Origin of the sequence: Actinomadura physcomitrii, assembly GCF_008923205.2 — a bacterium.
In the GTDB taxonomy this organism is placed as follows: Bacteria; Actinomycetota; Actinomycetes; order Streptosporangiales; family Streptosporangiaceae; genus Spirillospora; species Spirillospora physcomitrii.
On record NZ_WBMS02000025.1, the window covers coordinates 52415 to 79055 of the forward strand.

A 26641-nucleotide genomic window follows, 5' to 3' on the forward strand; every position below is an offset into this window, starting at 1 on the left:
GCGTAGCGGGCCGGGAAACGCTCAGCAAGTTCTCGGCTTCGGGCACGCTCCGTCACGGGGCCGGGACGCGGGGAGCCCGGCCCGCGGTCAGCGCTCGTCCGACGTCCCGGCGGTCTCGGCCACCTCGGCGCGCTCGCCGGTCTCGGCCGCCTCCGCGTCCGCCCCGGCGGGCGCGGTCCGGCGCTCGCCCGCGACCTTGTGCGCGGCGGCGTCCACCACTCCGGCGGCCTCCTCGGCGGCGTCGGTGAGCGGCGGGTGCTGGCGGCGGCGGATGCCGAGGATGCTGACGAACAGCGACGCGAACATCACCTGGAAGCTCATGACCAGCGCGGTCGCGGACGGGACGACGATGCGCAGCGAGTCGCGCGGGTCCAGTTCGCCGAAGCTGTGCCCGCGCCAGTGCAGCAGCGAGGCGATGAGGCCGGCGAGGCCGGCGATGGCCAGCAGCCCGCCGGTCAGCAGTCCGCGCTCCAGGCTCCACCAGTCGATGAGCCTCTGCACCCGGCGGTCGTGCGGCAGGAACCCCTCCTGCATCGCGTACACCTTGGTGAGCAGCGCGAACAGCACCGCCTGGAAGCCGATCACCATCGCGGCGGACGCGCCGACGAGGGTGTCGACGTCGAAGGCGATCGCGCCGATCCGCACCGGCCCGGTGGAGATCGCGACGCCGGCGAGCAGGCCGAGGGTCATGAAGACCAGGCCGGGGATCAGGAACAGCCAGCGCGGGCTGTACAGCATGAGGAACCGCAGGTGCCGCCAGCCGTCCCGCCAGGTGTTCAGGTGCGGGGCGCGGGACCGGCCGTCCGGCGACAGCGTCGTCGGGACCTCGCGGATGTCGTACTTCTGCAGGGTCGCCTTGACGACCATCTCGCTGGCGAACTCCATGCCGCCGGTCTGCAGGCCGAGCCGCAGGATCGCGTCCCGGTCGAACGCGCGCAGCCCGCAGTGGAAGTCGCCGATCTTGCTGCCGAAGAACAGTCGGCCGACGAAGCTGAGCACCGGGTTGCCGAGGTAGCGGTGCAGCGGGGGCATGGCGCCGGGCGCGATGCCGCCCTTGAACCGGTTGCCCATGACGAGGTCGGCGCCGTCGCGCAGCTCGTCCAGGAACGGGCCGAGGGTGGTGAAGTCGTAGGAGTCGTCGGCGTCGCCCATCGCCACGTACTTGCCGCGCGCGGCCCGGATGCCGCCCATGAGCGCGTTGCCGTAGCCCTTGTCGACCACCGGCACGACGCGCGCCCCCGCGTCCCGGGCCAGCTGCTGGCTGCCGTCGGTGCTGCCGTTGTCGGCGATGACGACCTCGCCGTCGATACCGCTGTCCTCGAAGAAGCCGATCGTCTTGCGGACACAGGTCTCGACCGTCTCGGCCTCGTTCAGGCATGGCATCACTACGGAGAGTTCCACGCGATCTCCTTTGTTACCCCTGGTGACCGTTGGCGGGGCGGTTGTCTGCTGTCATGGTGTTATCCGCCCGGCGGCCCGTCGTCGTTCATCATGCCTGCCGTAGACCGGTGATGGTGGCCGCTCTCCATAAGAGCACCCGTATCGTGTTGCCTACTTGCAACCGAAAAACCCTCTCCGCCGCGAACCCGGCGGCAGGCTAGGACGTCAAGCATACGGGTATGGCGGCCCGGAAAGGGTGGGTCGACTGTGACACGCGGTGCAGAGCGCAGTGCCACGGGTCCGAGATCGAAGCGGCGGAGGGGAGGTGCCGAAGTGGCCGTCGAATCGCCGCGCGGTGCCGAGCTGAAGGGGGCCGCGGCGGACGCGGGCGCGGCGGAGTCCACCGAGGTCACGGCGGATATCGAGGCCGCCGGGAAGGGGCCGGGAACGGCCCGCGACACGCCCGGCGGACCGGAACACGAGAACGGTTCCGCGGCGGCCGCGGAGACGCCCTCCGGCGACGCCGGAAATGGCACCGCGAAAGCAGACATGAAGGACGGCGCGCCGTCCGGCGGCGACACCGGGGACGGCCGCGGGCACGGCGAGGCCGCCGAGGACGAAGCCGGAGGCGCCACCGCCGCCGCGCCGGATCCGCCTACGAGAGGGCTGCTCGGCCGCCGGATCGCCGTCTGGATCGGTGCGCGCGCCACCGGAACGTGGGCGCGGACTCGCCGGCACCCGATCTTCAGTGTGATCATTGCCACAGCGGCGCTGCTGCGCGTGGTCGCGATGGTCGGCTACCAGCCGGCGATGTTCTTCAACGACAGCTTCGACTACCTGCACGTCGCGATGGGGCTGTACCCGCACCCGCTGCGGCCCGACGGCTACTCGTTCCTGCTGTGGGCGCTGAAGCCGTTCCACAGCTTCGCGCTGGTCGCCGCCGTCCAGCACCTCATGGGCCTGGCCATGGGCGTGATGATCTACGCGCTGCTGCGCCGCAAGTTCGGGCTGCCGGGCTGGGGCGCCTCGCTCGCCACGGTGCCGGTGCTGTTCGACGCCTACCAGATCCAGCTCGAGCACCTCGTCCTGTCCGACACCACGTTCACCTTCCTGGTGATGTGCGCGGTGACGCTGCTGCTCTGGCACGACCGCCCGTCCTGGAAGATCGCGCTGGCGATCGGGCTGATCGTCGGGTTCTCCTGGCTGACCCGGTCGGTCGGCGCGCCGGTGCTGCTCGGCGTGCTGGCGTTCATGCTGGTCCGGCGGATGGGCTGGCGGACGATGGCGGTCACGGCGGCGGCGTGCGCGCTGCCGGTGCTGTCCTACATGACCTGGTACAAGGTGGACAGCGGCAAGTTCGCGATCACGGAGAGCAACGGGATCTTCCTCTACGCGCGGGCCTACAAGTTCGCCGACTGCCACAAGATGCACGGGCTCCCGGTCAGCGAGTACCCGCTGTGCACCGAGCCGGCGAACCGGCTGCCGAACTCCCAGGACGGCATCTGGAACGCGGCCTCGCCGCTCAACCGCTTCCCCGGGACCCGGTTCAGCCCTGAGAACAACGCGGCCAGCAACGACTTCGCCAAGCGCGCCATCCTCGCGCAGCCCGGCGACTACCTGAAGGTCGTCGCGCACGACTTCTTCCGCGTGTTCCGCTGGGACCGGACGGTCTTCCCCGACAAGGCGACGTACTCGCAGTACGAGTTCGGCACGAAGAGCAACGCGCTGCCCGACTGGCGGATGGACGCCGACTCGACGGCGTCCGGGGAGGCCAGGGCGTACGAGCACGGCGACGCCCGCACCCGGGTGATCGAGCCGTTCGCCGGCGTCATGCGCGGCTACCAGGACGCGGTCTACCTGCGCGGGACGATGCTCGGCGGCGTGCTGCTGCTCGGGCTCGGCGGCATCGTGGCGCTGTGGCGGCGGTTCGGCGGCGAGGCGCTGCTGCCGTGGACGCTGGCGACCGGGCTGCTGCTCGCGCCCGCCGCGACCGCCGAGTTCGACTACCGGTACGTGCTGCCGGCCGTGCCGCTGGCGGCCCTCGCCGCCGGGATGGCGTTCACGCCGGAGGTCCGGCACCGGCTCGACGGGTGGTGGCGGAGGCTGCGCGGCCGCCCGGGCCCGGCCGGGAAGCTGGACGTCCCGTCCGAGCCCGTCGGGCAGAAGGTCCCGGAGGTCACCGCCGGCTGACGGCCGTTCCTCGCGGCCGCCGCCTCACCAGGCGTGGATGCGGCGGAGGTGGTACACCATCGCCACGTCGTTCCCATCGCGGGCCGGCGGAAGTTCGTTCGCCTTGCGGGACGCCGACCAGGCCTTGACGTTCCGGCTCTGGCACTTCGGGCAGAGGCGGTCCGTCCACGGCGTCGTGCACGGCTGGCCGTTCCGCTGGTAGATGACGGCCTCGTTACCGTGACCGTCGCCGACATGACGGACCTCGAGCACCTCGTCCCAGGTCGTCTCGCAGCACAGGCATTCGTAGACCCATGCCTCACGGCTCGACCATGCGTCCTGCATGGCCCTCACCCCCTCGGTGACGCCATCTCGCGCTACCGGCGGCATCTCGTGCCGTCTTCCCGGCTCGCGCCGGGCCCTGAGCCGCGGGGTCCCAACTCGGTGGTGGCTCCGCCGGTCCCATAGTGGTCCAGCGCGGGCCACCGAGGGACCTATTCCCCCGAAACGCCCTGTTGGATCGTTCCGCCGGAGGTCACTCTCGCTTGGCCTCGACGACAGCGTCGTAGACGGTGCCGCGCGGCACGCCGTTCTCCTTCGCGATCTCCCGGATCGCCTGGTTGCGCGGGGTCCCGGCCGCCTCCCGAGCGGCGACGGCGGCCACCAGGTCGGCCGGCTCGGACAGCCCGGCGGGCTTCGGCGCTCCACCGACGACCAGGGTGATCTCGCCGCGCACCTCCCGCTCCCCGGCCCATCCGGCCAGCTCGGCGAGGCCGCCGCGGCGGACCTCCTCGTAGGTCTTGGTCAGCTCCCGGCAGACGGCGGCCGGACGGTCCGCGCCGAACGCCGCCGCCATCGCGCGCAGCGTGTCCGCCAGCCGGCGCGGCGACTCGAAGAACACCAGGGTGCGGGGCTCGGCGGCGAGGGCCTCCAGCCGCCGCGCCTGCTCGCCCTTCTTGCGCGGCGGGAAGCCCTCGAAGCAGAACCGGTCCGTCGGCAGCCCCGACACGACCAGCGCGGTGGTGACGGCGGACGGCCCGGGCAGCACCGACACCGGCACGTCCCGCTCCACCGCCGCGCGCACCAGCCGGTATCCGGGGTCGGAGACGCCGGGCATCCCCGCGTCGGTGATCACCAGCACGTCCCGCCCGGCGAGCAGGTCCGCCAGCAGCTCGGCGGCGCGCGCCCGCTCGTTCTGGTCGTAGTACGACACGACGCGCGCGGTCAGCTCCACGCCGAGGTCGGCGGCGAGCCGGCGCAGCCGCCGGGTGTCCTCGGCCGCGATCACCGGCGCGTCCGCCAGCGCGTCGCGCAGCCGCACCGACGCGTCCTCGGCCCGCCCGATCGGCGCCGCCGCCAGCAGCAAGGTCCCCATCACGGTCCCATCCTCCCAGCCGCGCCGTGCGACAGGCCCGGGCCGGGCGGCCGGGAGTCGGCTTTACGATTGCCAGATGGCGACGACGGATCTGGTTCCGGCGAGCGCGTCCCGGTGGCGGCCGCCCTCGATGCGCGAGTGGCTCGCCCCCGCGGTCCCGGGCGGCGCCCTGGCGGGCTGGCTCGGCCCGCTGCTGGTGACGCTGTTCGCGGGCTTCCTGCGGTTCTACCGGCTCGGGCAGCCGAAGGCCGTGGTCTTCGACGAGACCTACTACGCCAAGGACGCGCTGGCGCTGCTGAAGTTCGGCTGGGAGCACAACACCGTCGACAACGCCGACAAGCTGCTGATCGCCGACCCGGACGCGCGCATCTGGGGGCAGGGGCCCTCGTTCGTCGCGCACCCGCCGTTCGGCAAGTGGATGATCGCGATGGGCGAGTGGGCGTTCGGCGCGACGCCGTTCGGGTGGCGGTTCGTGCCCGCGCTGGCCGGCACCCTGTCGGTGCTGATCCTGTGCCGGGTCGCCCGCCGGATGACCGGGTCGACGCTGCTCGGCTGCGCGGCCGGGCTGCTGCTGGCGCTGGACGGGCTGGAGTTCGTGACGAGCCGCGCCGCGCTGCTGGACGTCTTCGTGATGTTCTGGATCCTGGCCGGGTTCGCGTGCCTGGTGAACGACCGGGACCGGTCCCGGCGCGTCCTCGCTGACAAGATCGAGGCGGGCGCGACGTCGGTGTACGGGCCGTTCCTGGCGCACGGGTGGCGCTGGGGCGCGGGGGTCTGCCTCGGCCTGGCGTGCGCCACCAAGTGGACGGGCGTGTTCTACGTCGCCGCGTTCGGGCTGATGGTGGTGCTCTGGGACTACGGCGCGCGGCGCGCGGCGGGCGTACGGGACCCGATCGCCGGGACGCTGCTGCTGGACGCGGTTCCGGCGTTCGTCCAGCTCGTGGTGGTGGCGCTGGTGTCCTACCTGGCGACCTGGTCGGGCTGGATCTTCAAGCCGGGCGGGTGGGGGCGCGGCCACGCGTCGAGCCACTGGTGGTGGCGGCCGTTCGAGGCGATGCCGGACCTGTGGGACTACCACCGGCAGATGCTGAACTTCCACAACAATCTGGACGCCAAGCACCCGTACCAGTCGTGGCCGTGGGACTGGCCGGTCCTGCGGCGGCCGGTGGCGTTCTTCTACACCGAGCCGAAGACGTGCGGGGCGCCGCGGTGCTCGCGGGAGATCCTCGGGATCGGCACGCCCGCTCTGTGGTGGGGGGCGCTGGCGGCGCTGGTCGTGGTGCTGTTCATCTGGCTGATCCTGCGCGACTGGCGGGCCGGCGCGATCGTGCTGGGGTTCCTCGCGGGCTGGCTGACCTGGTTCCCGTCGGCGTTCCGCGACCGGACGATGTTCCTGTTCTACGCGACGCCGCTGATCCCGTTCATGGTGCTGGCGATCGTGCTGGTGCTCGGCTATCTGATAGGACCGGCGTCCGGGCTGGTGGGGGCCCATGCGGCGGCGTCCGGACGGCCCCCGGAACCCGATCCGGAGGCCTACGGGGAGGACGACGCGTTCCCGGACGACCTGCACGGGCCGACCGGCGCGCGGCTTGCGCCGGTGCCTGCGTCGGTGCCGTCGCCCGTGCCGCCCGGGGTGCGGAGGCTCGTCGGCGCCGCCGCGGCGGGCGCGTTCCTGCTGGTGGTACTGGCGAACTTCGCGTACTTCTATCCGATCCTGGCGGCGCAGACGCTGACCTACGACGACTGGCACGCGCGGATCTGGTTCAAGTCCTGGATCTAGCGTCCGCCGGGAGCGGACGCGGCTCAGGAGAGGACCTCGGCGGGGACGGGCCGGGCGGCGGCGGGACGCAGCGTCCGGGCGCCGAGCAGGCACAGGACGAGGGCGAGGACGCCGCCCATGCCGGCGCCGGCGAACGCGCCCGGCACCCCGGCGAGCTTCTCGCCGAACCCGGCGACCGCGGAGCCGGCGGCGCCGCCCGCGCCGACCGCCGCGACGACCCACGCGAACGCCTCGGTGACGGTGCCGCTCGGCGCGAGCCGGTCGACGAGGGTGAAGCTGCAGGCCAGCACCGGGGCGAGGAACACGCCGCTGAGGAACGCCAGCGCCGACATCGCGGCCAGGCCGGGCGCGAGGACGAGCGGGACGTACCCGGCGGCGAGCGCGGCGAGCAGCCACGGCAGCCGCCGGTGCGGCTCGCCGACCCATGGCCGCGCGCCGTAGACGATGCCGCCGGCGAGGGCGCCGGCGGCCATGCAGGCGAGGAGCAGCCCGGAGGCGATGCCGCTGTCGAGGCGCTCGGCGTAGGCGACGACGGCGACCGCGTACACGCCGAGCGCGATCCCGGCGCAGGCGAGGGAGGCCAGCAGGACGCGCAGGCCGGGCGAGCGCAGCGGTCCGGCCCAGTCGGCTGCGCGCGGCTCGCCCGTCCAGCGGCGCGACGGCCCGGACAGCGCGACGATGAGCGTCCCGGCGATGCCGACCAGGCCGGTGAGGACGAGCGCGGTCTCGGTGCTGATCGCGGCCGCGGCGACGACGAGGAGCGGCCCGACGGAGAACAGGATCTCCTGCGCGGCGGCGTCGAGCGCGTAGGCGGCGTCGACCTGCTCGGGACCGTCCAGGACGTCGGGCCACAGCGCCCGGAGCCCGGCCTCCAGCGGCGGCGTGGCGAAGCCGGCGAGGATCACCGCGGCGACCGCGACGGGCAGCGGGCGGGCGCCGGCGGCGGCGAGCAGCGCGAACCCGGCGGCGGCCAGGCAGGCGGCGGGCAGCAGGACGCGGGGCTGGCCGTAGCGGTCCATGGCGCGGCCGAGGACGGGCTGGCCGGCGGCCATCGCGAGGCCGAGGACGGCGGCGAGGGTGCCGGCGAGCGGGTAGCCGCCGCCGTCGGCGCGCACGTGCAGGACGACGGCGAGCGCGCCCATCCCGTTGGGCAGCCGGCCGAACAGCGTCCCGCCGAGCAGCCGCGCCGCGTGCGGCCGCCGCAGGAAGACGACGTAGCCCCGCATCTCCGTGCCCCCGTCATGCCGTCATACGTATTACCCCGTGGGTCATACGTACCACTTCACGGGTGCCCGGCTCTAGTCTGTTTTCCGTGTCCGACGTCGCCGAGGGAGGCCCACGTGCCGGTGGCAGGCCGCCCCACCAGTAAGGACGTCGCCCAGGAGGCCGGGGTCTCGCAGTCGACGGTGTCGCTGGTGCTGGGCGGCAAGTGGAGCGGCCGCGTCTCCCCCGCCACCGCCCGCAGCGTGCGGACCGCCGCCGAGCGGCTCGGCTACCGGCCGAACCAGGCCGCGCGGAACCTGCGGCTCGGCACGACCCGGACCGTCCTGCTGATGGTCCCGACGCTGACCGCGCCGTTCTTCGGCCCCGTCTACACCGGCGCCGCCCGGGTCGCGGCGCGGCACGGGTTCGGCGTGGTGGTGTCCACCTGGCCGGACGGCGCGGACGGCCCGGCCGAGAGCCCGTTCCCCGCACCGCACGAGGCGATCGACGGGGTGCTGGCGTCGTCGATGCCGGCGGCGGCGCTGGAGCGGTTCCACGGGACGCCCGCCGTGCTGCTCGACAGCGGCCCGGACGCCGACGTCCCGACCGTCGACTTCGGGGTGGCCGCCGGGATGCGCGCGATCGCCGCGCACCTGGCCGGGCTCGGGCACCGCCGGTTCGGGCACGTCGCGGCGGGCGTCGACCAGTGGACGTTCCGGGCCCGCACCGAGGTGCTCGCCGCCGAGGTCGCGGCGCTGCCCGGCGGCGTGCTCACCCGCGCGGCGTGCGCGATCGACGTCGCCTCGGCGCGGGACGCGGCGCAGCGGCTGCTGGCCCGTCCCGACCCGCCGACCGCGCTGGTCTGCGACGACGACCTGATCGCGGCGGGCGCCTACAAGGCGGCGCGCGCGCTGGGGCTGGACGTGCCGGGCGAGGTGTCGGTCACCGGGTTCGACGACGTGCTGCTCGCGACCGCGCTGGAGCCGGAGCTGACGACCGTCCGGCTGCCCGCCGAGGAGCTGGGCGCGCAGGGCATGACCGCGCTGCTGGATCTGCTGGACGGGGGCCGTCCGGCGCCCCGGGTGCTGCCCGGCCGCCTCGTGGTGCGCGGCTCGTCGGCGCCCCCGCGCGCGCTCCTGTGACCTTGGGCGCGCCGTGATCTCGGACGCACCCCGTGATCCTCCGGAGGCTCGGGTATAAGGGGGCCCATGGCGCATCCCTCCGAAACCGGTGCCGAACCCTTCCCGGACGACCGGGCCGAGGTCCCCCCGCCGCGCACGCGCGTCTGGCGCGACGGCACGCTGGAGAAGCACGACTTCCCGGTCGCGCAGGTCAGCGACTACCTCGAAGAGGACGGCACGGTCGTGTGGGTCGACCTGTGCGCGCCGCAGCGCGCCGACCTGCGGGTGATCAGCGACGAGCTGGGCCTGGACCCGGTGGCGGTCGAGGACGCGGTGTCCCGGCACGAGCGGGCCAAGATCGACCGCTACGAGGGGTATGCGTTCCTGAACGTCTACGTGCCCCGCATCGAGGACGGCGAGCTGGCGCTGGACGAGGTGTCGGCGTTCCTGGCCGAGCGCGCGCTGGTCACCGTCCGGCAGGGCCCCGGCTTCGACATCGAGGCGCTGGTCAAGCGGTGGGACGAGAGCCCGGGCGTGGACATCGCCTCGACCGGCGCGGGCTATCTGCTGTACCACCTGCTCGACCTGGTCGTCGACCGGCAGCTGGACGCGGTCCAGGCGCTCGACGACGAGGCCGACGACGTCGAGTCGATGATCTTCGACGAGTCGTCCCCGATGCGGGACATCCAGCGGCGCAGCTTCCGGCTGCGCAAGAACCTGGTGGCGCTGCGCCGGGTCGCGCTGCCGATGCGTGAGGTGGTGAACACCCTGCTCCGCCGTGACCTGCGGATGGTCGCCCCGGATCTGGTGCCCTACCTGCAGGACGTCTACGACCACACGCTGCGCGTCGGCGAGTGGACCGACAGCCTGCGCGACCTCGTCGCGAACCTGCTGGACACCCGGATCGCGCTGCAGGGCAACCGGATGAACGAGGTGATGAAGAAGGTCACCAGCTGGGCGGCGATCATCGCGGTGCCGACGGCGGTCACCGGCTTCTACGGGCAGAACGTGCCGTATCCGGGGTTCTCCTCGCATGCGGGATTCATCGTCAGTTCGATCGTCATCGTGGTGTGCAGCGTCGCGCTCTATGCCGTCTTCAAATTCCGCGACTGGCTCTGACTCGGCGGCAAGGGCGCCGAACAGTACAAATATCAAGATCGATATCAGTACGCCACTGATATCGATATTGGACACGGCCGCTCGGGCTCTGCTCTGCTCTCCCCATGCGCAAAGACGACCATCGTTTCCGCACGACCACGGCGATCGCATTGTCCGCCGCCGCCCTCACCGGCGCGGCGGCGTGCGGTTCCACCGGATCCTCCGGCAAGGAGGCCGCGCCGCAGAGCGAGGTTGCGCCCCTCCCCGCCTCTTCAAGCGGCCGGCCGGCCCCGTCCCAGGCCGCCGTCACCAAGCAGTTGAAAGCTCTCGAGAAATCCCGCAAAGACCGCATCGGCGCCTACGCGGTCGACACCGGCACCGGGCGTTTCCTCGCCTACCGCGCGGACGAGCGGTTCCCATTCGCGTCCACTTTCAAGGTGATGGCGTGCGGCGCGGTCCTACGGAAGGCGCGGCGGACCGATCCGGGGCTGATGAGCCGGGTCATCCATTACAGCAAGAGCGACCTGGTCGACTACTCGCCGGTCACCGAAAAGCACGTGAAGACGGGAATGACCGTGGCCGCCCTGTGCAAGGCGGCCATCACGCAAAGCGACAACACGGCCGGCAACCTGGTGCTCAGGCAGATCGGCGGCCCGGCCGGCGACACCGCGTTCCTGCGCTCCCTCGGCGACCGGGTCAGCCGCCACGACCGCTGGGAGACCGACCTCAACATCTGGAGGCCGGGCGAGCTCCGCGACACCACCACCCCGCGCGCCTGGGCCGGCGACCTGCGCGCCCTCACCGCGGGCGGCGCCCTCGTCCGCGCGGACCGCGACCGCCTCATCGGCTGGATGAAGCAGACGGTCACCGGCGACCACCGCATCCGCGCGGGCCTGCCGAAGGGCTGGACGGTCGGCGACAAGACCGGCACCGGCAGCACCTACGGCGCCGCCAACGACATCGCGATCGCCTGGCCCCCGTCCGGTGCCCCGGTGATCATCGTGATCACCACCAACCGCCTGACCCCCGACGGCACGGCCGACGAGCCGGCCATCGCCAAGACGGCGAGCATCCTCGCCAAGTCCGTCCACTGACCGTCGACTTGCGGCGAGTCGTCGTTATGGCCGTGCGCATAACGACGACTCGCCGCAAGTGAACGGGGTTCGGTCAGAGGGCGTTGAGGAAGTCGGCGGCGATGGGGGCGGCGGCCTCGGCGCCGGTGCCGCCGCCTTCGACGATCACCGCGAACGACAGGTCGCCGCGGTAGCCGATGAACCAGGCGTGGGTCGGCGGGTTCGTGCCCGAGCCGTACTCGGCCGTCCCGGTCTTGCCGGCCGTCCCGGGCGGGAAGTCCACGCCGCGCGCGGTGCCCTCGCTGACGACGGCCGGCATCAGCGAGTGCAGCGCCGACTTCACCGCGGGCTCCAGCCGGTGCGGCGGCTCGGCCTTGCGGCCGGCGGCGTCCACCGCCTTGGCGACCAGCGACGCGTCGACGAGCCGGGGCGAGCGCCACACGCCGTTCGCCGCGGCGCCGGCGACCGCGGCCATGTTCAGCGGGCTGGTCAGCACCTCGCCCTGCCCGAACGAGGCCGCGGCGAACGCGGTGTCGTCCTTGGTGGCCGGGAACGAGGCGCGGACGGCGGGCAGCCCGGCGACGACCGGGGCGTTGAACCCGAACTGCGCCGCGACCTGCGCGACCCGTTTCTCCCCGAGCTCGTCGACGGCGAGCCGCGCGAAGGTGGTGTTGCAGGAGTGCGCGAACGCCTCGCGGAGCGCGACCGTCCCGAAGTCCTCGTGCCGGTAGTTGTGGAACGAGCGGCCGCCGACCGTCGTGGTGGCGGGGCAGGGCACCTTGGTGGACGGCGACATGCCGCCCGCGACGAGCGCGGCGGCGGTGACGACCTTGAAGGTGGAGCCGGGCGGGTAGCGGCCCATCAGCGCCCGGTTGTAGCCGCCGGGCTTGTTCGCGACGGCGAGGATCTCGCCGGTGGACGGGCGGAGCGCGACCAGCGAGGCGGGCTTGGCGGCCGAGCCGAGCGCGCGGCCGGCGGCGGCCTGCACCTTCAGGTCGATCGTGGTGCGCAGCGGGGTGCCGTCCGTGCCGCCGAACCGTTTGAGCGTCTTCACCGGTTTGCCGGCGGCGTCCACGATCTGGACGGCGAGGGCGGGCGTGCCCGCGAGCCGCTTCTCGTACTGCTTCTGGAGCCCGTCGGTGCCGACGGTGTCGCCCTTGCGGTACGGGGCGCCGAGCTTGCCCGCGGCCTGCGCGGACGCCGGGCCGACCGGCCCGGTGAGCTGCTGGACGGAGCCGGACGGCGACCCGGCTAGGCTGCTGCCGTCGGCCGCCGTGATGTCGGCGCGGGCGGGCCAGGCGCGGGCGGCGGTCAGCTTCTGTCCCTCCTTCAGCCCGGGGTACACGACCTCGGGTGACCAGGCGACCCGCCACTTTCCGCCGCTCTTGGTGAGAGGGAGGGCGCCCTCGTAGGTCCAGGTGCGGGCGCCGGCGAGGGTCAGCGCGGCGGTGTAGGAGCCGCCGGCGGTGTCGCCCTTCGGCCTGCCGACGGACGCCACGGTGAAGCGCTGAGCGGTGACGCCGAGGCCGTCGTGCATGGCGGTGAAGCGGGCGGTGAAGTCGGTGGGCGGGCCGGCGGTGAGGGCGCGCATCGCGGCGTAGTCGCCGCGGCTCCACGCCGCCAGGTAGCGCTTCGCGGCGTCGCCCGGGGACTCCCCGTCCCGCAGGAACCACACCGCCCCCGCCCCCACGAGCACGGCCGCGACCGCCACGGCGGCGACGGCGACCACGCGGGATCGGCGCATGTCATGTCCTTTCGGTCGTTGGACGCCCAAGAACACCAGGTCATCGTCCAGATGTCCAAGATTGATATCCGGGTGGCAGCGATACGGTTTCTGATATGGTCGCTGGCCGTGAACATCGTCGGCCATCTCGGCTGCTTCGTCGCGGTGGCCGAGGAACTGCACTTCGGCCGCGCCGCCGAGCGGCTCGGGATGGCGCAGCCGCCGCTCAGCCAGCGCATCCAGCGGCTGGAGCGCGAGCTCGGGGTGCGGCTGTTCGACCGGTCCAGCCGGAAGGTGGAGCTGACGGCCCCCGGGCGGCTGCTGCTGGACGAGGCCCGTGACATCCTCACCCGCGTGGATCGCGTCTACTCCGTCGCCGAGCGGGCCCGGCTCGGCGAGGTCGGCACCGTGCGCGCCGGGCTGCCGAGCGACCTCGGCGGCCCGATCGTCGCCGCGCTGATCGCCGCGTTCCGGGACCGCCGCCCGGACTTGCGGCTCGACCTGCGCGAGACGGGCACCGCCGAGCAGGTCCGGGCGCTGGCGGAGGGCACGCTGGACGCCGGGATCGTCCGGCACCCGTGCGACTCGCGCGGCCTCGGGCTCGGCCCGATGCTGGGGCAGCCGCTCGGGGTGCTGCTGCCGGCGGGCGCCGCGCTCGCCGCGTCCCCGGACGTGCACCTCGCCGACCTCGTGGGCCGCGACCTGGTCGTCTTCCCGCGCGAGGAGGCGCCGGGCGCCTACGACGAGGCGCTGGCCGCGTGCCGCCGGCACGGGTACGCGCCGCCCGCCGTGCACGAGGCGCGGCACCCGCAGTTCGCGCTGGGGCTGGTGCTCGCCGGGACCGCCGTCGCGCTCGTCCCGCGCACCGACGACTCCGCCGGGGTGACGTGGCGGCCGCTGGTCGGCGAGCCGCTGGTGTGGCGGACGTCGTGCGCGTGGCGGCGCACCCGCGACCCCGAGCACGAGCGCGCCATCGCCGACTTCACCGCGGTCGCGACCGCGGTGCTGCGCCGCGAGGCCGGGATGGCGCCGCTGGACGCCGCGCCGCCGCGTCGCGTCGTGTCCCGCCCGTCCTCGGGGTTCCTGGCGTGACCGGCACGCGGAACCCGGTGGCCGGGGACGCCGCCGCGCGGATCGAGGCGGCGTTCCGGGACGCGGGCGTCACCGGTTTCCTGCACGCGGCCGACATCGACACCGGGCGGGAGGTCGCGGTCGCCGCCGACGCGCCGGTGGTGCTGGCGTCGGTGTTCAAGGTGCCGCTGCTCGTGGCGTTCCACCGCCTCGCGGCGCAGGGGCGGCTCGACCCGACCGAGCAGGTCACGCTGGCCGCCGGGGACCGCACGTCCGGCCCGACCGGGGTGTCGGCGCTGCTGGACGACGTGCGGATGTCGCTGCGCGACCTCGCCTGCCTGATGATCACGGTGTCCGACAACGCGGCGGCGGACGCGCTGCTGGAGCGGGTCGGGCTGGAGGCGGTCAACGCCGCCGCCGAAGGGCTGGGCCTGCGCGCGACCGTGGTGACGGGCGGCGGCCGGCAGCTGTTCGACGACCTGCTCGCCGACGCGGGCGCGTCCGGGTTCCCCGAGGTGTGGGCGCGGCTGGACGAGCCCGGCCTGGCGGCCCGGCTGCGCGCCCTCGACCCGTCCCGGACGAGCCGCAGCACGCCCCGCGACATGACCCGGCTGCTCGCCGCGATCTGGCGGGACGAGGCGGCCCCGCCGGACGGGTGCGCGGCGATGCGCCGGCTGTTCGGGCTGCAGGTGTGGCCGCACCGGCTGTCGTCCGGTTTCCCCTATGACGACGTGCTGGTCAGCGGGAAGACCGGGACCCTGCTCACCGTCCGCAACGAGGTGGGCGTCGTGGAGTACCCGGACGGCGGCCGGTACGCGGTGGCGGTGTTCACCCGGTCGCTGCTGCCGATCGCGGTGCTGCCGCAGGCGGACGCGGTGATCGGCACTGCGGCGCGGCTGGCCGTGGAGGCGCTGCGCCGCGCCCCCTCCGGCCGGTGACCGCACGTGGCCGACCCGATATCGCCGATCGTGCCGACCGCTAATCCAGCACTCCTTCCGTAAACGTAGGCTGTACCCCTGCTTTGATCTCTCTTGGAGGAACGCGTTGCGGCTGCCGGAGCATCTGGAGCTACTGCTCACCGACGAGCCGGTGCTCGACGTCTACGCGCACGGGCCCTGGCGCGTCCCCGACGGGCTGTTCGAGGAGATCTCCGCGCGGATCGACGCGCTGGCGAACGACCCCCGCGCCGCCGACCTCACCACCGACGAGCACAAGCTGCTGACGCTGCCCGCCTCGCTGGTCACCGCGGAGATCTTCGGCATCCTGGCGTTCCTGCCCGGCGGCGGCGCGATCAAGGCGGGGTCGTGGTCGCAGCTGCCGGAGCGGCTGCTGCACCGGCACCTCGCCAACCCCGGCACGCTCAGCACCCGGATGACCCGCTGGGACGCGCCGGGCGGCCGGTGGCGCCCGCCGGTGGACTGGCTGATCGAGGCGCCCGACCGGGAGCTGGCGATCGAGCTGGCCCGCGAGTGCCTGGGCGTGCTGGAGGGCATCGAGCCGCTGGAGGAGCGCCGCAAGGCGCTGCTGCGGCTCTACTCCGACCCGCCCGAGTGCGACGTGAACCTGCCCAAGATGGAGCTGCGCGAGCACTGGCACGCGCACGCCGGCGACGACATCGTCGCCGCCGTCCCCGAGCTGCTCGGCCCCGTCGGCTACCTCGACTGGGTGTGCGAGGGGCTGCTCGCCGCGTACGGGATCCTCGCCGAGGTCGCGCCGCGCGACGAGTCCGCCGAGTCGCACCTGATCCAGCTGCTGCTGCAGGGCAGCATGGAGCACATCCCGGCGGAGCTGGCCGCCGCCCTCGGCGAGGACCGCTACCACGACCTGCAGCAGCGCTTCCCCGCCGAGCGCCGCGGCTTCAAGGCCGACGCCTGGCAGCAGCGCACCCGCGCGTGGCTCGTCCGGGCGCTGGTGGCGGGCGCCGCCGACGCGTGCCGCGCCTGGCTCGACATGGCGATGCGGTTCGTCGCGATCGTGCAGGGCCTGCCCGGCGACCCGTGGTTCCCGAAGGCCGAGTGGATCCCGGTCGGCCAGTTCCAGACCGACCTGCGCCGGCTGTACGCGCCGCGCCGGCGCGTCGTCAACCCGCTCACCGAGACCCTCAAGGCGCCCGCCGCCGGCGAGGAGTCCGAGGACGGCGGTGCGGGCGCGACGGCCGCCGGGGCGCGCGCCGAGCTGGCCAGCACGCTGGTCGGGCAGCCCGAGCTGACCGCCGCGCTGGAGGCGCTGTCGCGCGGCAGGGAGCCGGTCCGGCTGCTGATCGCGGGCCCGGACGGCACCGGCAAGCGGGGCGCGGCGCAGGAGCTCGGCAAGGCGCTCGCGCTCGGCCGCGACCCGCTGTGGGTCACCGACAACCTGTACGCAGGCCAGCGGCTGCCGGACGCGGTCGCCAAGCTGCACGCCGACACCCGCGACTGCGCCGGCGACCGGCTGCTGATCATCGACGGGCTGGACGGCATCGTCGCCGACCCCGGCAACGGCGAGGCGATCGCCGACGAGCTGCACCGGCTGCTCTCGATCCACCCCGACCTGAACCTCGTCGTGCTGTGCGACGCGAACGGCGACGAGCGGATCCGCGACGTCAACCCGGTGCTGCCGGGCCTGTTCCGCATCGCGCGGACCAGGCCGTTCGACGCGCAGGGCCACGCCGAGCTGTTCCGCCGGGCGCTGGAGCGGCGCGGCGCGCGCGCCACCCGGCAGGCCGTGGAGGCGGCGGGCGCGCTGCTGGCGGCGACGCCGCCGATGCAGTCGCTGCGCAACGCGCGGCTCGCCCCCTACCTCGCCGACCAGGTCGTCGCGGCGGTCCGGGAGCGCACCGAGGACGGGACGGAGATCGTCGTGCGCAAGGGCGACGTCCCGGCCGCCCTCGACACCGCGCAGTCCGCCGGGAACCCGCTGCACGAGCTGCGCGACCTCACCGGCCTCGACACCGTCAAGCACGAGATCGCGCTGCTGGTCGCGGGCACGCACGCGGCGCGGCTGCGCAGCGAGTCCGGCCTGCGGATCACCCCGCCGACGCGGCACATGGTGTTCACCGGCAACCCCGGCACCGGCAAGACGATGGTGGCGCGGCTGCTCGGCCGCATCTACAAGAAGCTCGGCGTGCTGTCGTCCGGGCACCTGGTCGAGGCGTCCCGCGCGCACCTGGTCGGCGAGTACATCGGGCAGACCGCGCCGCGCACCCGGCGGCTCGTCGAGCGGGCGATCGGCGGGGTGCTGTTCATCGACGAGGCGTACACGCTCACCCAGTCGCCGCTGAAGGGCGACTACGGGCACGAGGCCATCGCCGAGCTGGTGAAGCTGATGGAGGACCACCGCGACGACCTCGTGGTGATCGTCGCCGGCTACCAGCAGGAGATGGCCGAGTTCCTGGCCGCCAACCCCGGCCTGGACTCGCGCTTCCCCAAGCAGATCCACTTCCCCGACTACACCGACGACGAGCTGATCACGGTGTTCCGGCAGCTCGCGGAGGCCGACGGGTTCCGGCTCGCGGCCGGCACCGAGGAGACGCTGCGCTCGATGCTGCGGACCGCGCCGCGCGGCCCGTCGTTCGGCAACGGCCGGCTGATGCGCAACCTGCTGGACGTCGCCGTCGCGAACCAGGCCGACCGGATCGCGTCCGCCGCCGTCGGCGCCTCCGGCACCGCCGGCACGTCGGACAGCGGCGCGCCGGCGAAGCCGCCCGCGAAGAAGGAGCTGGTCACCCTCACCGCCGAGGACCTGCCGCCGCTGCTCGACCACCCGGAGGAGTTCTTCGGCCTCTACCTCTGACGCCTGTACCCGGGGCGTCCGGGGTATGACTCGGGACGGCTTCCCCGCCGGCCCGACGAAGGCGAGGGACCCGTGACCGCCACCCCCTGGGAGGACGACCGGCGCCGCCTGGCCGCGCTGCTGCGCGACATGGCCGCCCATGAGACGTCGCTGCTGCGCGACGGGACGCGTCCGTGGACGTGGTGGCTCGGCCGGGCCGTCGTGCACGGGCGCCGCCACGGCTACGTCAACACGCTGCTGATCGGCGCGCAGTGGCGCGCGGCGACGGACGTCCGCTCGTACGAGGACTGGCGTGCCGCGGGACGCCAGGTCAGGAAGGGCGAGACGGGCATCCGGGTACTGTCGCGGACGGGCCGCCCTTACGCCGTCTTCGACATCGCGCAGACGGCGGGCCTGCCGCTGCCGCCCGCCCCCGCCCCGAACGCGCCGCCCGAGGGGCTCGTCCACCGGCTGGCGGGCGAGCTGGGCCGGGGGCTGCCGCCGGTCGAGGCCGATTCCGTCGAGTATCTCGTGCTGGCGTGGCTCGGCCTCGAACCTGAACCGCCGGTGTTCCCGGTGCACGCGTTCTGGGCGGGCGCCGAGGCGGGCGACCGGATCCTGCGGACGGCCCGCCGCGTCCACGACCGCGTGCGCGACCCGTCCGGCGGGGTCCTGCCGGACGCGCACCGGTACTTCCGGGCCCGCCTCAAGGCGAGCTGGGTGCCCGCCTACCTGGCCGGACGCGGGTTCCCGGCGGCCGTGCAGCGGCGCCGCCAGATCGGCTGCGCGCCGGACTCCCCGCACGCCCTCGTCGACCATCTGCGTGCGCTGGGGCACGCCGACGAGGCGATCGTCGCGTCGGGGCTGGCGCGGCACGGGGCGTCGGGGCGGCTGCACGCCATGTTCCGCGACCGCGCGATGTTCCCGATCCGCAGGGCCGACGGCGCGATCGCGGGGTTCCTCGGCCGCCGCCGCGACGGCGCGGACGGCCCGAAGTACCTCAACGGCCCCGACACCGGCTTCTTCCACAAGGGCGAGCTGCTCTACGGGCTGCACGAGGTCCGGGAGCGGCTGGCGGCGGGCGCGCGTCCCGTCCTGGTCGAGGGCCCGCTGGACGCGATCGCCGTCGAGACGGCGCGGGCGCCGGAGTACGCGCCCGTCGCGACCTGCGGGCTGTCCCTCACGCCCGCGCACCTGGCGGCGCTCGCGGACGCCGCCGACCTCGGCGCCGCGGGCGTCCTGATCGCCCTGGACGACGACGCGGCGGGCCGGTCCGCGGCCGTCCGCGCGTGGGACGTGCTGAGCCGGGTCGGCGGCCCGCTCGACCTGGCCTCGCTGCACGCCGGCCAGGACCCGGCCGGCGTGCTCGCCGCGCGGGGCCGCGACGCCCTGCTCCAGGCGCTGCGGACGACCGTCCCGCTGATGGACGCGGTGGTGGACGCCGCGGCGGCCCGCGCGGGCGGTCCCCTCACCACCCCCGAGCAGCGGCTCGCCGCGCTCCGCGCCGCCTGCGGGCCGATCGCGGCGCGCCCGTCCGGGGCGGCCCGGCAGGTCGTCCGCCTGGCGGCCCGCACCGCCCTCCCGGCGCCGCTGGTCACCGAGGTGCTCGCCGACCACCTCGCGGCCGGCTGAGCATGGCGCGGCCCGATGCCCGCTCGTCGCAGGAGAGCGACCGCTCGGCGACGGGACCGCCGGACCGGTGAACCTACGCGCGAGTACGCGGCAGGCTTCATCGCACCTTGTGGAGGCGTTCCCACCGGTTCGCTGGGGGGCGGGGCGGCGGCCCGCGGCGGTCGCCGCCCCTGTAACCGGTGCTCTCCACAACCGGGTGGGGGGACGGGGCCACGGCGGCGCGGTTGATAGGCGCGCACCCGCCGCCGTGGCCTCCCGGCCGCCCTCACTTCGGCCCCGGCGCCCTGTCAAGCCCGCTGACAACGCCCGCCATCCGAGCCTTTCGGCCCGGCGCTCCGGCAACTACCGTCGAAGTGTGAACGCGCCGGTGGACGTCGCGGCGCTCCTGCGCCCGGACCGCATCGCCGCGCTGCGCGCCGCGATCGACCCGGCCCGGCACTGGCGCCGCCGCGGAACGGTCGCGTCAGGCGACGCCGCCTGCGTGTGCGCCGTGGACGACCGCGGCACGTCCGTCGCCCTGCAGCAGTCGAACGGCACCGGCCTCGGCTCGCTGCTGGTCGAGCCCGCGACCGGAATCGGCCTCCACAACCCCGGTGCGGGGTTCGCGCTGGCGCCCGGCTCGGCCGGCGAGTACGGGCCGCGTCGCCGCCCGCCGCACACCCTCGTCCCGGTCGTCGCGACGCGGCCCGATGGCGCGTTGCGGGCGGTCCTCGGCTGCGCCGGCGGGATCCAGCCGCAGGTCGACCTGCAGATCCTCGTGCGGCTGCTGCGCGGCGCGGCGGCGCGGGACGCGCTCGCCGGCGCCCCGCTGGCGGCTCGCCGGCGGGCTCGGACCGTTCGAGGCGCCGCAGGGCAACACCCCGATCCGGCTCGACCTGCAGGCCGGCGCCCCGGACGCGTGGGCGCGCCGCCTGCCCGGCTACGGGCACCTGGTGCGGACGGCGGCGCAGGACGAGGAGTTCGGCGAGGCGCAGCTCATCGAGGCGGGCCCGGGCGGCGGGCTGCGCGGCGACGGCCCCTGTCCCTTCGCCCTTCCCCGCGTCCGCTGAACCGGGGTTGACCGGAGCCGTATCGGGGACGTGATCCTTCCCGGGCGTATGCCGACCACCGAAGGGACTACGCCATGACCGAGGCCGTCACCGAGGCCGTCACCAAGGTCGTCCCCCTGTCCGACGACGAGGTCCGGCTGATCGACGCGTACTGGAGAGCCGCGAATTACCTTTCGGTAGGGCAGATCTATCTGCTGGGCAACCCCCTGCTGCGCGAGCCGCTGCGGCGGAGCGACGTCAAGCCGCGGCTGCTCGGCCACTGGGGCACCTCGCCCGGCCTGAACTTCTGCTACGCGCACCTGAACCGGGTCATCAAGGCGCGCGACCTCGACATGATCTACATCATGGGGCCGGGCCACGGCGGGCCGGCGGCGGTCGCGAACGCGTGGCTGGAGGGCACCTACAGCGAGGTGTACCCGGACGTGTCGCGGGACGGCCCGGGCATGGAGCGGCTGTTCCGGCAGTTCTCTTTCCCCGGCGGGATCCCGAGCCACGTCGCTCCGGAGACGCCCGGTTCGATCCATGAGGGCGGCGAGCTCGGGTACTCGCTGGCGCACGCCTACGGCGCCGCGTTCGACAACCCGGACCTGGTGGTGGCGTGCATCGTCGGCGACGGCGAGGCCGAGACGGGGCCGCTCGCGGCGTCGTGGCACTCGAACAAGTTCCTCGACCCGGTGCGGGACGGGGCCGTCCTGCCGATCCTGCACCTCAACGGCTACAAGATCGCGAACCCGTCGGTGCTCGCGCGGATCTCCGAGGAAGAGCTCGTCCAGCTGCTCGACGGCTACGGGTACCGGCCCGTGATCGTCGGCGGGGACGAGCCGGCGTCGATGCACCGGAAGATGGCCGCCGCCCTCGACCAGGCCCTCTCCGAGATCGCCGGCATCCAGCGGGCCGCCCGCGACGGCGGCGGCACCGCGCGGCCGCGCTGGCCCATGATCGTCCTGCGGTCCCCGAAGGGCTGGACGGGCCCGAAGGCGGTCGACGGCCTGCCGGTCGAGAACACCTGGCGCGCGCACCAGGTGCCGCTCACCGGCGTCCGCGACGACCCGGAGCACCTCGCGCTGCTCGAGGAGTGGCTGCGCTCCTACCGCCCCGACGAGCTGTTCGACGAGGACGGACGCCCGGTCCCCGCGCTCACCGAGCTCGCGCCGGAGGGCGAGCGGCGGATGAGCGCGAACCCGCACGCCAACGGCGGGCTGCTGCTGCGCCCGCTGAAGCTGCCCGACTTCCGCGACTACGCCGTCCCGTTCGGCGAGCCGGGGACGACGACGTCCGAGGCCACCCGCGTCCTCGGCGCCTTCCTGCGGGACGTGGTGAAGGGCAACCCGGCCAACTTCCGGATCATGGGCGCGGACGAGACGGCGTCCAACCGGCTCGGCGACGTGTTCGCGGCCACCGACCGGGTCTTCGAGGGCGAGCGGCTGCCCACCGACGGGCACCAGGGCCCGCACGGTCAGGTCATGGAGGTGCTCAGCGAGCACATGTGCCAGGGCTGGCTGGAGGGCTACCTGCTGACCGGGCGGCACGGCCTGTTCAACAGCTACGAGGCGTTCGTCCACATCGTCGACTCGATGTTCAACCAGCACGCCAAGTGGCTGAAGGTGACGCGGCGGCTGCCGTGGCGGCGGCCGATCGCGTCGCTGAACTACCTGCTGTCGTCGCACGTGTGGCGGCAGGACCACAACGGCTTCACCCACCAGGACCCCGGCTTCCTCGACGTGGTCATGAACAAGAAGCCCGAGATCGTCCGGGTGTACCTGCCGCCGGACGCGAACACGCTGCTGTCGGTCGGCGACCACTGCCTGCGCTCCCGCGACTACGTCAACGTGATCGTCGCGGGCAAGCAGCCCGCGCTGGACTGGCTGCCGATGGACGCCGCGATCGCGCACTGCACGCGCGGCATCGGCATCTGGGAATGGGCGTCGAGCGATGGCGGCGCCGATCCCGACGTCGTGCTGGCGTGCGCGGGCGACATCCCGACGCTGGAGACGCTCGCGGCCGTCGACCTCCTCCGCCAGTTCTTCCCGGACCTGCGCGTCCGGGTGGTGAACGTCGTCGACCTGATGCGGCTGGAGCCCGACACCGAGCACCCGCACGGGCTGCCCGACCGCGAGTACGACGCGCTCTTCACCACCGACAAGCCGGTCATCTTCGCGTTCCACGGGTACCCGTACCTGATCCACCGGCTCGCCTACCGCCGCAACGGCCACGGCAACCTGCACGTCCGCGGCTACAAGGAGGAGGGCACCACGACCACGCCGTTCGACATGGTGATGCTCAACGACCTGGACCGCTTCCACCTCGTCATGGACGTCATCGACCGCGTCCCCTCGCTCGGCGGGCGCGTCGCGCACATCCGCCAGCGCATGGCCGACCAGCGGCTCGCGCTGCGCGCGTACACCCGCGAGCACGGCGAGGACGCGCCCGAGGTCCGCGACTGGACCTGGCCCTACTAGAGGAGGCCCGCGATGCGCATCCTCACCGTCAACCCCGGGTCGAGCAGCCTGAAGCTGAGCTTGATCGACCCGGACGGCTCCGTCGTCGGCGAGAACGCCGGCGCCCGGCACGAGATCGCCCCGATGGTCGCGGACATGCCGGCGCCCGACGCGGTCGGCGTCCGGTTCGTGCACGGCGGCACCGACTTCACCGAGCCCGTCGTCGTCGACGCGAAGGTCACCGAACGGCTGGAGGCGCTCGCCGACCTCGCGCCGCTGCACCAGCCCGCGTCGCTGCACGCGCTGTCGGAGATCACCGGTGCGCTGCCCGGCGTCCCGGCCGTCGCCTGCTTCGACACCGCCTTCCACGCCACCCTGCCGGACGCCGCCGCCACGTACGCGCTGCCCGCGGAGTGGCGCGAGCGGTTCGGCCTGCGCCGCTACGGGTTCCACGGCCTGTCGTACTCCTACGCCGTCCGGCGGACGCGCGAGCTGCTCGGCTCGCTGCCGGCCCGGACGGTGATCTGCCACCTCGGGTCCGGCGCGTCGCTGGCCGCCGTCGCCGACGGCCGCTCCGTCGACACGACGATGGGCTTCACGCCGCTCGAAGGGCTCGTCATGGCGTCCCGCGCCGGCAGCGTCGACCCCGGCATCCCGCTGTGGCTGATCGAGCACGGGGTCGGGGCGGCCGGGGTCGGCGACGCCCTGGAGAGCCGGTCCGGGCTGCGCGGGCTCACCGGGACGGGCGACATGCGGGAGATCCGCGAGCGCGCCGAAGCCCGCGACGCCGCCGCGCTCGCCGCCCTCGACGTCTACCACCACCGCCTCCGCGCCTGCGCCGCCGCGATGGCCGCCACCCTCGGCGGCCTCGACGCGCTCGTGTTCACCGGCGGCGTCGGCGAGCACGACCCGTTCGTCCGGCACCGCCTCGCCGAGGACCTCGCCTTCCTCGGCGTGTCCATCGACCCCGGCCGCAACGACGGCGCGCGCGGCGACGCCGACGTGACCGCCCCCGGCTCCACCGTCAGCGTCCTCGTCATCACCGCCCGTGAGGACCTCGAGATCGCCGAGGGGGTCCGCCGGTGCCTGCGGTGACCGCGCCCCGGCCCCGGCGGCACGGAGGGCAATGACATTCCCCCAACCTGCGCGAATACTGGTAAAACGCCGAATATCACGCATACGATGGCCGGAATGGAGAGACCGGCAGACGCCCTGGAGAGCCTCGCGCGGAAGCTCGAACACCTCCAGGCGATCAGCGACGAGGCGTTCGCGTACATGGGCGTCGAGGAGTTCCTGGACACCCTGCTCGGGCGCGTCCGCGAGATCCTCGACGTCGACACCGCGGTCGTGCTCCTCCTGGACCGGCAGGGCCGGTTCCTCGAAGCGGCGGCCGCGAAGGGCATCGAGGAGGAGGTCAACCAGGGCGTCCAGGTCCCCCTTGGCCATGGCTTCGCCGGACGCGTCGCCATCGAGCGCATCCCGGTCTACATCCCCGACGTGCCGCACGCGAACGTCTACAACCGGCTGCTGGTCCAGCGGGGCCTGCACTCCCTGCTCGGCGTCCCCCTCATCGGCGGCGGGCGGCTGGTCGGGGTCATGCACGTCGGCACGGTGACACCGCGCCGGTTCACCACCGACGAGACCGAGTTCCTCCAGCTCGCCGCCGCCCGCATCGCCCTGGCGGTGCAGGCGCTGACGAGCCGGGCCGAACGCGCCGGCGCCATGGAACTGCAGCGCAGCCTCATCCCGTCCGGGCTCCCGGAGATCCCCGGCCTGGAGATGGGCGCCCGCTACCGTCCCGGCAAGGAGACCGTCGGCGGCGACTGGTACGACGTCTTCGAGCTCCCCTCGGGCGAGATCGGCATCGTCATGGGCGACGTGGCCGGGCACGGGCTGGGCGCCGCCGTCGTGATGGGCCGGATGCGCAGCGCGCTGCGCTCGTACGCGCTGGAGACGACCGACCCGGCCGGGGCCCTCGGCAAGCTCAACCGGAAGATGGCGTACTTCGAGCCGGAAGCGACCGCGACCGTGCTCTACGCGGTGTGCGATCCCGACTTGGACCAGATCCGGCTGTCCTCGGCCGGCCACCCGCCCCCGATCCTCGCCCTGCCCGGCTGTCCGGCCAAGGCCGTCGACATGACGTTCGACCTGCTGATCGGCCTCGACGACGGCACGCCCCGCCACACGACGGTGGTGAAGCTTCCCCCCGGAGCGCTGCTGTGCTTCTACACCGACGGGCTCATCGAGCGGCGGGACGACTCGGTCGACGGCGGCATCGCACGGCTGTGCGAGGCCGTCCACGCGGGTCCGCCCGAGCAGGTCGGCGCCACGGTGATGGCGGCGCTCATCGGCCGCGAGCGCGCCGAGGACGACGTCGCGCTGCTCGTGCTGCGCCGGACCCCCGACGCGGAGCCCGGGGCCTAGGCTCTCGGCGCATGGCGGACAACGCGTGCCGGGTGTGCGGGAAGGCGCTGCCGCGCCCGGACGGACGGCCCGGGCGGGCGTCGGTGTACTGCTCGGCCGCCTGCCGGCAGAAGGCGTACCGGACGCGGCGGGCCGGCGGCGACGCCGTCCACGACCTGATCTCCGACATCCAGTGGCGTGCGCGGACCCTCGCGCCCGAACGCCCCGAGCCGTTCTACGCCGACGTGCGGGAACTGTCGTCGTCGGTCGGGCGGCTGCGCCGCATCGCGCGCGCGGCGGCGGACGCGACACGGTCCGTGACGGAATCCGTAACGCCGGCCGACGTGACGAATCCGCTCCAGGACGAGATCGACTTCGCCGGGCTCGTCGAACCGCACCGTCGCGAGTTGCAGGTCCACTGCTACCGGATGGTCGGCTCCTACGACGACTCCGAAGACCTCGTCCAGGAGACGCTGCTCAAGGCGTGGCGCAACCGCGACCGGTTCGAGGGCCGCTCCAGCCTGCGCACCTGGCTCTACACGATCGCCACCAACGCGTGCCTGGACTTTCTGCGCCGCAACGAGCGCCGGCCGCAGCAGTACGCGCCGTCCCCCGTCCCGCCGTCGAACGAGGTGACCGCGCCGCCGTTCCTGCCCTGGCTGCAGCCGTTCCCCGACGACCCGGAGGCGGTGGCGGAGACCGCGGAGACGCTCGAGCTGGTCTTCCTCGCCGCGATCCAGCACCTGCCGCCCGGGCAGCGCGCCGTGCTGATCATGCGGGACGTGCTCGGCTGGCCAGCCGCCGACACCGCGGCCGCCCTCGACCTGACCGTGGCGTCGGTGACCAGCGCGCTGGACGCCCTCGTCCGCAACCTGGCGCACGAGTGCGGCCCGTCCGGCGTCCGCGCGTCGGCATCTGGACGGCGGGCCTCCCCGAGACCCTCTCGCCGGAGAAGCTCGCCCAGTTCGGCCCGCCGATGGACGACGCCGCCTTCCAGGCCCTCCTCACCCGCCTGGACGAGATGCGCCTGCTCCGCCGCTCCCCCATGCTCGCCCATATCGCCGACACCGCCGCGTTCCTGGTCGCCTTGCCTGTTCCGGCCCCGATCCCGGCCGAAACCGCTCGTGGGCTTCCGCAGTTGCCCCGAAACTCAATGCGCGATCAGACATGACAACCAGCGTCGAACATCACCCACATCTGAGCCATGCGCACCCCTCGACCGGACCGGATGTTACCCACTCGCACCACTCGGCGGATCGAGCAGCACCCGGAACCTCTGCCCGCCGGCGTCGCTCCGCTCGTTGACTTGTGGCGGGGGGGGGGGGGGTGGGGGGGGCGCAGAACCACACCCCCCCCCCCCCCAACCGGGGGGGGGG

General features: G+C 73.9%; 19 protein-coding genes. 14 read left to right on the forward strand and 5 right to left on the reverse strand.

Features of this window, described 5'->3' with window-relative positions; genetic code table 11:
- Positions 1 to 87 precede the first annotated feature (87 nt).
- Entirely contained in the window at positions 88 to 1401 is a 1314-nt protein-coding gene (locus tag F8568_RS28260; protein WP_328601051.1) for a glycosyltransferase family 2 protein, read from the reverse strand.
- A gap of 312 nt (positions 1402 to 1713) precedes the next feature.
- Between F8568_RS28260 and F8568_RS28265 the strand changes: the two genes are divergently transcribed.
- Positions 1714 to 3570 carry a glycosyltransferase family protein gene (locus tag F8568_RS28265; RefSeq protein ID WP_328601052.1) on the forward strand — a complete coding sequence of 619 codons (1857 nt, stop codon included), beginning with the start codon at positions 1714 to 1716 and terminating at the stop codon, positions 3568 to 3570.
- A gap of 24 nt (positions 3571 to 3594) precedes the next feature.
- Here the strand turns inward: F8568_RS28265 and F8568_RS28270 are convergent, their stop codons facing one another.
- Positions 3595 to 3894, reverse strand: a complete 300-nt coding sequence (locus F8568_RS28270; protein WP_151596734.1) for a hypothetical protein — start codon at positions 3892 to 3894, stop codon at positions 3595 to 3597.
- Between the two features lie 190 nt (positions 3895 to 4084).
- The gene (gene rsmI, locus F8568_RS28275; protein WP_151596797.1) at positions 4085 to 4924 is read right to left on the reverse strand and encodes a 16S rRNA (cytidine(1402)-2'-O)-methyltransferase; all 840 of its coding nucleotides are present in this window, start codon (positions 4922 to 4924) and stop codon (positions 4085 to 4087) included.
- 76 nt (positions 4925 to 5000) lie between these two features.
- Here rsmI and F8568_RS28280 point away from each other — a divergent pair, with 76 nt between their 5' ends.
- Positions 5001 to 6704, forward strand: a complete 1704-nt coding sequence (locus F8568_RS28280; protein ID WP_151596735.1) for a dolichyl-phosphate-mannose--protein mannosyltransferase — start codon at positions 5001 to 5003, stop codon at positions 6702 to 6704.
- 23 nt (positions 6705 to 6727) lie between these two features.
- On the opposite strand, the gene F8568_RS28285 is transcribed toward F8568_RS28280, so the two are convergent.
- On the reverse strand, positions 6728 to 7930 hold the full coding sequence (locus F8568_RS28285) for an MFS transporter (RefSeq protein ID WP_151596736.1): 1203 nt from the start codon (positions 7928 to 7930) through the stop codon (positions 6728 to 6730).
- 114 nt (positions 7931 to 8044) lie between these two features.
- Here F8568_RS28285 and F8568_RS28290 point away from each other — a divergent pair, with 114 nt between their 5' ends.
- The 3 genes from F8568_RS28290 (at position 8045) to bla (ending at position 11220) form a co-directional block, all read left to right on the forward strand.
- Complete coding sequence (locus F8568_RS28290) at positions 8045 to 9049, forward strand: LacI family DNA-binding transcriptional regulator (protein ID WP_328601053.1); 1005 nt, start codon at positions 8045 to 8047, stop codon at positions 9047 to 9049.
- A gap of 66 nt (positions 9050 to 9115) precedes the next feature.
- On the forward strand, positions 9116 to 10147 hold the full coding sequence (locus F8568_RS28295) for a magnesium transporter CorA family protein (protein WP_151596738.1): 1032 nt from the start codon (positions 9116 to 9118) through the stop codon (positions 10145 to 10147).
- A gap of 104 nt (positions 10148 to 10251) precedes the next feature.
- A complete protein-coding gene (gene bla / locus F8568_RS28300; protein ID WP_151596739.1) occupies positions 10252 to 11220 on the forward strand; it encodes a class A beta-lactamase in 969 nt (322 codons plus the stop codon).
- 73 nt (positions 11221 to 11293) lie between these two features.
- On the opposite strand, the gene F8568_RS28305 is transcribed toward bla, so the two are convergent.
- Positions 11294 to 12943, reverse strand: coding sequence for a penicillin-binding transpeptidase domain-containing protein (locus tag F8568_RS28305; RefSeq protein WP_151596740.1), 1650 nt, complete (start codon positions 12941 to 12943; stop codon positions 11294 to 11296).
- Between the two features lie 108 nt (positions 12944 to 13051).
- Here F8568_RS28305 and F8568_RS28310 point away from each other — a divergent pair, with 108 nt between their 5' ends.
- The 9 genes from F8568_RS28310 to F8568_RS47070 all read left to right on the forward strand — a co-directional run.
- Complete coding sequence (locus F8568_RS28310; RefSeq protein ID WP_151596741.1) at positions 13052 to 14014, forward strand: LysR family transcriptional regulator; 963 nt, start codon at positions 13052 to 13054, stop codon at positions 14012 to 14014.
- Positions 14011 to 14931 (forward strand): serine hydrolase, encoded by a 921-nt coding sequence (locus F8568_RS28315; RefSeq protein WP_328601054.1) that lies wholly within the window; start codon positions 14011 to 14013, stop codon positions 14929 to 14931. Before F8568_RS28310 ends, F8568_RS28315 begins: the two co-directional genes overlap by 4 nt.
- 106 nt (positions 14932 to 15037) lie before the next feature.
- Positions 15038 to 17764 carry an AAA family ATPase gene (locus F8568_RS28320; RefSeq protein WP_151596742.1) on the forward strand — a complete coding sequence of 909 codons (2727 nt, stop codon included), beginning with the start codon at positions 15038 to 15040 and terminating at the stop codon, positions 17762 to 17764.
- Between the two features lie 72 nt (positions 17765 to 17836).
- Positions 17837 to 19375, forward strand: a complete 1539-nt coding sequence (locus tag F8568_RS28325; RefSeq protein WP_151596743.1) for a toprim domain-containing protein — start codon at positions 17837 to 17839, stop codon at positions 19373 to 19375.
- Between the two features lie 355 nt (positions 19376 to 19730).
- The gene (locus tag F8568_RS28330; protein ID WP_160573787.1) at positions 19731 to 20435 is read left to right on the forward strand and encodes a gamma-glutamyltransferase; all 705 of its coding nucleotides are present in this window, start codon (positions 19731 to 19733) and stop codon (positions 20433 to 20435) included.
- Between the two features lie 63 nt (positions 20436 to 20498).
- Entirely contained in the window at positions 20499 to 22883 is a 2385-nt protein-coding gene (locus tag F8568_RS28335) for a phosphoketolase family protein (protein ID WP_151596745.1), read from the forward strand.
- Positions 22884 to 22895: 12 nt separating this feature from the next.
- Positions 22896 to 23957, forward strand: a complete 1062-nt coding sequence (locus tag F8568_RS28340) for an acetate/propionate family kinase (protein WP_151596746.1) — start codon at positions 22896 to 22898, stop codon at positions 23955 to 23957.
- A gap of 96 nt (positions 23958 to 24053) precedes the next feature.
- Positions 24054 to 25286: a PP2C family protein-serine/threonine phosphatase gene (locus F8568_RS28345; RefSeq protein WP_151596747.1), complete on the forward strand. Its 1233-nt coding sequence runs from the start codon at positions 24054 to 24056 to the stop codon at positions 25284 to 25286.
- Positions 25287 to 25297: 11 nt separating this feature from the next.
- Positions 25298 to 26641 (forward strand): RNA polymerase subunit sigma-70 (locus F8568_RS47070; protein ID WP_202125439.1); only part of this gene is annotated, 1344 nt, incomplete at its 3' end.